General features: G+C 54.9%; 3 protein-coding genes. All 3 read right to left on the bottom strand.

The window, feature by feature from the left end; translation table 11 throughout:
- Positions 1 to 278: 278 nt before the first annotated feature.
- The gene (locus tag QZ540_RS07375; RefSeq protein WP_294628834.1) at positions 279 to 2,402 is read right to left on the bottom strand and encodes a peptidase; all 2,124 of its coding nucleotides are present in this window, start codon (positions 2,400 to 2,402) and stop codon (positions 279 to 281) included.
- Positions 2,403 to 2,709: 307 nt separating this feature from the next.
- Positions 2,710 to 6,048, bottom strand: a complete 3,339-nt coding sequence (locus tag QZ540_RS07370; RefSeq protein WP_294628832.1) for an S-layer homology domain-containing protein — start codon at positions 6,046 to 6,048, stop codon at positions 2,710 to 2,712.
- A gap of 262 nt (positions 6,049 to 6,310) precedes the next feature.
- Complete coding sequence (locus QZ540_RS07365) at positions 6,311 to 8,362, bottom strand: S-layer homology domain-containing protein (RefSeq protein ID WP_294628829.1); 2,052 nt, start codon at positions 8,360 to 8,362, stop codon at positions 6,311 to 6,313.
- Positions 8,363 to 8,569 lie beyond the last annotated feature (207 nt).

Genomic DNA, 8,569 nt, shown 5'->3' with positions numbered 1-8,569 from the left:
ACATGGCACATGTATACATATGTAACAAACCTGCACGTTGTGCACATGTACCCTAAAACTTAAAGTATACCTGGTCACTGTACAAAAAAGAAAGCGCAAAAAACCCACCGCATTCGAAAAATTCGCACCTATGCAACCTCTGCAGGTTGAGAATATTCACAATGCGGTGGGCAAGGCAACATAAAAGTCACCCACAATAAAAGTGGCACATAAACAGAGCCATAAAGTCGCCTATTTGACGAAAGCTACCCAAAATAGTTAACACCGAGAACGGGACACTATGTGAGACGGCTGCCGCCGTGCTCCATGCGGTACAGCATCGTAGCGAGTTCCGTGTGCCCAATAAACGACGGCACATACGCCTCATAGGTAGACTGTTCACTGATGTAACCCCAAATGTGCTGATCAATCGCCCACTGGGACTCCTTACGGAACGAGTACTGCCAGCCAAGAACAGTATTCCACCCGCGTTCAGAAGAACCACCAGGCAGACTACTCTTCTTTGACGCCGAAGAAACAGGACGAGGCTTCGCCGCAGGAACCTTACCCTGCGCCCTCTGATACCTATACAGGAACGCCACTGCCGAAGAATTGTAAACCTTCGCATCCGGGTGGAAATTACCATCAATCCAGCCGAACGTAATGCTCTGCTGACGAGCCCACACAATCGCGGCGTAGTCCGGATCGTTGGGCTGAACATCCGGATACGGGCTGGTCTCCGGAAGCTCAACCTTCGGCGAACCCGCCAACATATAAAGAGCCACCGTCACATCACGGCGCGTCATATTCTCAGAATAATAGAGCTCTGACTTGGGAAGCTGCTGAGCCTTGTACCACCTCTTCGCAGCCTCACGCTCCTCAAACGCGTTCACCACCAAACCAAGGTCGGTAGAAACAACCTGCTGCACAGAATCCGCGGCACCACCCTGACCGGGAAGAACCTTCTCCACCACCAGCTTGTAACCGCCCTGATAATTCAGCGCCTCACCGGGAACGGTGAGGGTCGCCTCCGTGTAACCGCTCTGGATGCGGTCAGCCGCAATATCCTGCTCCAGCGCCTTCTGACCGGTCAGATTGCCAGAAGCATCCGTAGCCTGCAGCGAGAAGCGGTAATGGCCCTCAGTGAGGTTCGGCAGGTTCACGGCACGCACCTGCAACGTATTCTTCTCCCAATAGGGGCTCACCTGCGGTGAGTCAGAATAATATTGGTCCCTCTGCTGCGGCTCAACGCGCAGAACCGGGGCGGCATCCTTCACCTCGGTATTCGAGTTGGGCGAGCGCACCGGAATAAACGGGGCCACATCCGTCAAGAGGCTACCGGGAACCTTCTCCTCATCCGGATTCGGGAAGAGGCCGCTGTAGACGCCAATCATGTACGACTTACCCGGTCGCAGAGTGCCCGCAGGAATTGTCACATCCGCAGAGAAATAGTTGTTCAGGAAACTCCAGCAATAGTATTCGCCGCAATCCGTATAACGAACTGCATGCGTGAAAACGGGTTTGCCCACCATCAACCCCGTGGCGGGGTCAACCTCATACAGCATCAGATATGCTGGGGCACTCCCCGGCTCAACAAGCTGCTTAGAGAGAATATGGTAGCCCTCAATCGTCAGCTGCGTATCAACCCAGGGATTATCAATCGCCGGCATGCTGTACACATAAGTAGTATGATCCGGCTCAGGGTCCTGAGTCAGGCTGAGCGGAGTGCGGGCAGTAAGGCGGGGGTCCTCATACTCCTCGGCGTTCGGCTCGCGCTCGCCCGCCGGATAGTAGGTCAGCACCACGTCAAGGGCAGGCGAAGGGGTAGCCGGGATGGTCTGCTTCTTCACCTCAAAGGTGAAGGTGAGGCTCCCGTCCGGGTTGTCGCGGACGATACCGTCATCTCGAAGATGATCAACCTTGCCGCGGTACAGAGGATATTGGGTTGCCTCGCCGGTACGGGACCACTCGTAACCGGTACCACGGTTCACGAGGCCGAACTGGAAGAGCTTGTACTTCTTACGGAACTCGGGGGTCAACGGGGAAGTCGTCACGGACACCGTGCCGCCCTGAGAAATGTTGAGGGTGCCGGTGGTGACCTTCAAATCAATCTTGTCAGCATCGCTGACACCAGTGGCTGTGGCATCGGGGGTGGCAGCTACGGGGGTTGCCTGCAACGATGCGGCAGGGGAGGCGGCGCCTACCTGAACAGGGGCCGCTTGAGCAGTCTGTGCGGGTTTCGCCGGTGCCGCATCAGCATGCACAGCAGGGGTGACCGCCAGAGCCGGGGTCATGCCCAGCAACAGGGAGAGGCTGATCGCCTTCTTGCCCTGAGTCTTTAGAGTGCGGGCATTTTGGGCAGGGGCTTTTAAGGTGGGCGTCTTAGCACCCTGAGCTGTGGTTGGTCGGAAGAAAGAAGACACGGTTATCCCATCTAATGTTCTGCACTGTGCTTTCGGCACGGTGGCTTTCTGCACAGTGGTTTTTTGCGAGGTGATTGAAGCGAGTGAGGGAAAACGTTGAGTGGAAGGGAAGAAACGAACGGTGAAAAGGAACGAAAAGTTGAGTAGAAAAGGGGGTGCACAGTTCGTCTTAGCGAAAGTGCTGGCGGGCTGAAAAGCCGGGCGAATCAGCCCGAAAATTTCAGCCCGCCACCACCGATTGTAAAGCAACACAGCATCAGGCTGCGTGGCAGCAGGAGGCGACTCTCAAATAACTACTTCAGGGTAACTACTTGAGACGACTGCCGCCGTGTGTCATGCGGTAGAGCATCAGTGAGAACTGCCAAGAGGAAACAGTATCCGAGCTGAAATTCTCACCGTGGCCTCGATAATATTCTGCGTATCCCCAGATAATCTGCTGGGTAGCCCACAGCGATTCCCTCCAGAACGCAGTATCCATACGCTCATACTCGGGCCAGTGCACCCGCGAACGTGAATCCCGTGTGGGAGACTCCTCCGGTACATTACTGCTATCTGACGTATCGCTCTTCGGTACAGACGAAGACGGCAAACTGCTCGACTCCGGCGAAGACGCAGGGGCTAGCGCTCGTTGGTACCTGTACAGGAATGCCACCGTCGAGGCAATCGAAAGGTTCGCTTCCGGGTGGAACTTACCATCGACCCAACCGAACGTAATACCCTTCTGACGAGCCCAAATGTACGCGGCGTAGTCCGGATCGTCCGGGGTTACATCCGCGTAAGGACTGGTTGCAGGCAGCTCAACATGAGGCGCACCCGCCATACGGTACAGCGCCACCGTCACATCGCGGCGACTCAGCACAGCCTTATGTTCATCCAGAAGAACCTGCTGCTTAACCCACTCAACAGCCGCTTCCCGCTCCGCAGTGTAGCTTACAAAGAGCTCAAGGTCCTCAGAAGTGACCTGCTCGACCGTATCTGCGGCACCGTTCTTGCCGGGGATTACCTTCTCCAGAACAACCCTGTAAGACCCCTCATAATTCAGAGAGCTACCGGGAATATTCAGCTTCTCATCCGTAGAACCACTCAGAAGGTGCTCAGCAGGAATGACCTGTTCCAGGGCCTTCTCGCCAGTTGGCTCGCCAGAATCATCCGTTGCCTGAACCGAGAAACGGTAATGACCATCGGTAAGCTTCGGAAGACCCGAGATACGGGCGGTGAGAGTATTCATCTCCTGATACGGGCTGATGCGCTTATTCAGAATGTACAAATCCGGCCGCGCTACAGGCTGGTCAGGGTTAGGCTGCGTAGACCGCACGGGAAGGAACTCAGCGACACTGGTCAGTAGGCTACCGCTGTACTCCTCTTCGCCAGGACGAGGCAGATTAGAACCGTAGATGCCAATCATATAGAGCCTGCCCGGCTTCAACGTACCCGCCGGAATCGTCATCTCCGTGCTGAAATAACGATTATGGAATCCGCCGCAAAGTTGTCCGCACTCTGTCAGCGGAATGATGTCGGAGAAAACAGGGCGTCCCATAATCTTTCCGGTGGCCGGGTCAGCCTCGTAGAGGGTGAGGTGTGCAACCGATTCATGACCGCCTACCGCATGAGGATCGAGGATATGGTAGCCCTCAACCGTCAGAGTCGTATCCTGCCACGGCTTGTCAATTGCCGAGAGACTGTAACGGTACGTCGGCTGAACCGGCTCAGGGTCACGCACTACCGGCAGAGAAGCTCGTGCTGTAAGACGGTGGTCTGTCGAGTCCCAACGCAAATCCGGCTCAGCTTCATCAGACGGGTAGAACGTCAACACGACATCGAAGAGCGTGCCCTCGGGGACGTCAAAGATTTGCTTGCGAACATCAAAGGTAAACGTAATGCTTCCATCAGGGTTTTCATGAACCTTCCCCTGATCTCGAAGGGTAGCGACTCTCTTACCGTACTGGGCCTCAGGTAGCTTACTGCCGTAGCTTGACCACTCGTAGTTCTTCCCTCGCTCCACAATGCCGAACTCGAAGAACGTGTACTTCTTGCGGAACTCAGCACTCAGCGGTGCAGTCGTCACAGAGACAGTACCGCCCTCAGAAATATTGAGGGCACCTGAGGTGACACTCAAACGCACTTCATCAGATGCGGGAGGATTTATCGGGGTCGGAGGAGCAGCCAGCTGCACGGGCGCAGTGACCGTAAAAATGTGACTACCCTTCTCATAAAGAGAATCTGAGAAAGCTACCCTCAGCTCTGCCTCAGAACCAAGGTACACATTCTGCAACTCCTTGATGACTGCAGAGTCAATTTCAAGTTCTACGGTGCGGGTACCGTCAGGGTTACGGACAACAATAATGTCATGATCAAAGTAAGGAATGTAAGTAATTTCGACGATAGTCTTTCGAGCGGTTTTACTATAAATGTCGACGGACTTGACGTAATAGCCTAAATCAACTTCCGGGGAAATGTTAGAAATAGTAACTTTATATTTCCCTGCATGGTACGGGTCAACCGTCTGAGGAGACAGTGAAACCTTCGGAAGAGTATTGCGGTACGTATTGCTCTGGTAAGGCATTTTCGCGGGGTTCTTACCCACAGGAATGAAGGGGAAATCGCGCGATATAGCGTTAATGCCGAAGGGAGAAGAGTCAACCCCGGAGGGATAAGATCCAACCACGCTCAGATAATACCCCTTACCAGGCTTTAAAAAACCGGCAGGAATCGTAATCTTACGCTGAAAATGACCGTTAGGAATCAGACCATGAAAAACCCGCTTCAAGTACGGAGAATCTGCAGGAACTAAATCCTCGAAATCTAAATAACGATGATAACTTTCAGGATTATTCGGGTCGATTTCCACAAGAGTAAAACTTAGCTTATTCATCCCGTCAAAACCCGAACCCGTCATATTGATTTCAATCGGTTTTCCGGAATTAATCTGCTCCTCAGAAATGGAATCCACATCATAGGTAATAGAAGGCAAAGCAGACTGCGGAAAATCATTCGTCACGGCGAGTGCTGTGCGAATACGATCTTCCGTGCTCCACTGATAGGGGTGCGCCTCATCCAGCGGACGGTAGGTCAAAATAACTTCGTACTCCATGCCGGCAGGTATACCGTTGGAAGACACATCCAAATCGGCGCTGAAAGTCCCGTCTGCGGCAGGCGCCGGAACGTCAAAGCGCGGCCCCTGGTATGTGGGCTCCTGGTAAGGGCCCACATAGGTAGAGGAACCCTTGGGGGCAATAATGAGGCTACGCAGCTCATGGTGTGCCAAGAATTCGGGAGTGAAGCCGGTGCCTTCAACATGCACCGTGCCGCCAGTCTCAATTTTTAACGTGCCACTGGTGACACGCAAAGTCGGTAGCGAACTGGTCTGCTCGCCCTGGGCTACAGGATTCTGCTGGTTTTCTGTCTGGCGCTGGTTCAAAGCTGCGGCGGGGGAGGCGGGGGTCGCCTGTTCCGGGTCTGCCTGAGCGGGTGCAACCTGTGCCGGTTGTGCCGGGTGTTCGGGAGCCGCCAGCGCCGCCGGGGCGATACCGGCAAGCGGGCTCAAACCCAACAGTAGCGACAGGCTGAGCGCGCGGGCGCTCGCCGGGTGGCGCGGGGCGGTGGAATGGCACCGGGCGCCTCGTGGTGTGAAGAATGAAGACATCATTATCCCATCTACAAAAAACTATACGGTGAGTGAAGCGAGCGAACAGGTGAAGTGTGAATAGGTGAAGCGAGCGAAAAGGTTGAGCAAATCAAGGGTCGGGAAACCGGGGCGCTACTCGCGGGAAGACTCCCACCGGGTAACGCTCCCGAATCCCCTCACCGGTGCCTGTAAAGGATGCTAGGGGCGGGACAAGTCTAGCTGTTGAGCCTGCGGGAACAACAACTCGAAGAACACAGCCCGCCAGCCCCCTCACGCACCGAAACTAACCAAGACGACTACCGCCGTGCGCCATGCGGTACAGCATGACCGAGAACTCCGAAGATGAAACAGCATCCGAACTGAATCCCTCGGCGTAGCGGTGATCATAATCCGTATAACCCCAGATGAACTGCTGAGTAGCCCACAGCGACTCCCGCCAGAATGCAGTATCCGTACGCTCATAATCGGACCAATGCGAACGCGAAACCCGGACGGGAGAATCACCCGGCACGCTACTGTTCTTGGGCACAGACGAAGACGGCACACTGCTCGACTCCGGCGCAGGAGCCGGGGTGATTATCCGCTGGTACCTGTACAGGAACGCCACCGCAGAACGCGTCGAAAGGGCTGCCTCCGGGTGGAACTTGCCGTCCGCCCAGCCGAAGGTAATGCCCTTCTGACGAGCCCAAATGTACGCTGCATAGTCCGGGTCGCTCGGTGCCACATCCGCATAAGGGCTGGTTGCAGGCAGCTCAACATGAGGCGCGCCCGCCAGGCGGTACAGTGCCACCGTGACATCGCGGCGACTCAAAACAGTCTTACTCTCGTCCAGAAGAGCCTGCTGTTTAACCCACTCGACAGCCGCCTTCTGCTCCTCGGTAGTATTCGCCAAGAGGTCAAGATTTTCAGAAGCCACCGACTCGACCGCATCTGCGGCACCATCCTTGCCGGGTGTTACCTTCTCCAGAACAACCTTGTACGATCCCTCATAATTTAGCGCGCTACCGGGGACGTTCAGCGTCTCCTCAGCAGCACCATCGTGGATGCGCTCAGCGGGAATAACCTGCTCCAAAGCCTTCTCACCGGTCAGCTCGCCGAAAATATCCGTTGCCTGAACCGAGAAACGGTAATAGCCCTCGGTAAGCTTCGGAAGATTCGAGACGCGTGCGGTGAGAGTATTCATCTCCTGATACGGGTTGACGCGCTTATACGGAATGTACAAGTCCGGCCGCGCTACAGGCTGGTCAGGGTTCGGCTGGTTATCGCTCGGCTGCTCTGAACGCACCGGAAGGAACTGCGCAACGCTGGTCAGCAGACTACCGCTATAATCCTCTTCACCCGGGTGAGGCAGATTAGAACCGTAGATGCCAACCATGTAGAGCCTACCCGGCTTCAACGTACCTGCCGGAATCGTCATCTTCGTGCCGAAATAGTTATTGCGGAAACCCGTACAGTGATGCAAGCAGTTGCCCGTCAACGGGATGATATGGGAGAAAACAGGACGTCCCATAATCTTTCCCGTAGCCGGGTCTGCCTCGTATAGAGTGACGTACGCCTGGCTGTCGTATCCACCTACGATATTCGGGGGAAGAATATGGTAGCCCTCAACCGTCAGAGTCGTATCCTGCCACGGCTTGTCAATCGCCGAAATGCTGTAGCGGTACGTCGGCTGTTCAGGCTCAGGGTCGCGCACCGTGGGCAAGGGAATTCGTGCCGTGCTACGAGGATCATCGTACGGAGAATAGGGGTCCGGCTCCGATTGATTAGATGGGTAGTAGGTCAGCACCACGTCGAAGAGGGTACCCTCCGGAACCATCATCCACTGCTTCGGAATGTCAAGAGTGAACGTGACGCTCCCGTCAGGATTATCGTGGGCCTTACCCTCAGCACGGAGGCTGGCAACCTTGCTGCCGTACTGCGCCTCAGGAAGGCGATCGCCGTAGCGTGACCAGAGGTAATTCTCACCGCGCTCCACAATGCCGAACTCATACAGCGTGTACTTCGCGCGGAACTCGGCACTCAGCGGCGCGGTGGTTACAGAGACAGTACCACCCTCAGAAATGTTGAGGGTGCCCGAGGTGAGCTTCATGCCAACCGGGTTGTCAGGTTTCTTATCCTCCGCAGGGGCGGGAGGGGTCAACGGGGTAGGGGAATCCGCCAGCTGCACTGGTGCGGTAACCGTAAAATTATGAATCTCTGAACCGTAGTAAGGATTATCTGAGAAATAGACCCTCAGTTCCGCCTCGGAACCCAAATACACGCCCTGTAGCTCTTTAATATCCTCAGCATTAATTTCAAGTTCTACGGTTTGGGTGCCGTCGGGGTTACGGACCACAATTTTGTCACGTTCATAGTAATGTTCACTATTAATGCTGAGGTTGGCAATCGTTTTTTGAGCGGTTTTACTATAAACACTGATTGACCCAATGTAGTACCCCAAATCAACTTCCGGGGAAATGTTAGAAATAGTGACTTTATATTTCCCCTCATGGTACGGGTCAACCGTCTGAGGAGACAGTGAAACCTTCGGAAGAGTATTGCG

This window comes from uncultured Rothia sp., assembly GCF_916049665.1.
Taxonomy (GTDB): Bacteria; Actinomycetota; Actinomycetes; order Actinomycetales; family Micrococcaceae; genus Rothia.
This window is presented reverse-complemented; position numbering and strand designations above follow the sequence as displayed.